Origin of the sequence: Mycobacterium sp. E1747 (assembly GCF_001667775.1) — a bacterium.
GTDB lineage: Bacteria > Actinomycetota > Actinomycetes > Mycobacteriales > Mycobacteriaceae > Mycobacterium.
Window position 1 is genome coordinate 1 of record NZ_LZJI01000201.1, and the last position, 899, is coordinate 899.

General features: G+C 64.2%; 2 protein-coding genes. One reads left to right on the forward strand and one right to left on the reverse strand.

Annotated elements, in window-relative coordinates:
• Window positions 1-205 (reverse strand): glycosyltransferase (locus tag A5695_RS27885; RefSeq protein WP_197515574.1); only part of this gene is annotated, 205 nt, incomplete at its 3' end.
• A 239-nt stretch (window positions 206-444) separates the two neighbouring features.
• On the opposite strand from A5695_RS27885, the gene A5695_RS20770 reads away from it, so the two are divergent.
• Window positions 445-899, forward strand: a 455-nt coding sequence (locus A5695_RS20770) for a glycosyltransferase (protein WP_197515573.1), incomplete at its 3' end; no start/stop codon positions are given.

Genomic DNA, 899 nt, shown 5'->3' on the forward strand with positions numbered 1-899 from the left:
TCCAGAATCTTCGTTGTGCAGCCATGTATGCGCGCGTGTCAGGGCCGTAAGCGACCGCCGTGAGCCCAGCCGATTCGGCGAAGCCAATCAAGTCGGGCGGGACCGCGATACGCACGTGGTGCCCTCGCCGCTGCAGTTCGGACCCGACCACAACCGACGGCTCGACATCACCTCGAGTTCCGTAGCTTGCCAGCACAAATCTCAGTGCGGGCGGTTCGACGTAGCCGCACGCCGCATCACGGTCAGTCACCTTGTCCCTTCCTACCATTTGCGGTAGTGCGAGAGCCTAGACATGAAGGCCGCAGGTGGCCAGCGGCGAGTATTCCTAAGAGCCTGAACAGCCGCGCGCATCCGGTTATGCTGCGGTCGTCTGAACCGGGGACGTTGCGCGGCCGCTCCAAATCCGACCATGCGCCAGGGGAACTGGAAGGGTGAAGATCCGCGATGAAATTTGTGCTGGCGAATTGGGGCACGCGCGGCGAGGTCGAACCCTACCTGACTGTCGGGCGTGAGCTGGTGCGGCGGGGACACGACGTGACGATGGCTGTCGCTCCCGAGATGGTCGACTTCGTCGAGTCGGTCGGACCGGCCGGCGTCGCGTATGGGCCGGAATTGAAGGCCGTCCTCGACCCGCACCGCGACTACTGGACTTACTGGTTCGAGAACCCTTGGAAGGTTCGGAAGCTCGACCGGATGTGGCGGGAAGTCGTGGAACCCCTCACCCTGTGCCGAGCGGAGGTCAGCAGGACGCTGACGTCCTTGGCAGACGGGGCCGCCCTGCTGCTCACCGGCATGAATTATGAAGACACGGCCGCGAACGTCGCGGAATACTGCGGGATTCCGCTGGCGACGCTGCATCACTTCCCCTGGCGGACCAACGGGGCGATCGTGCCCTTCGC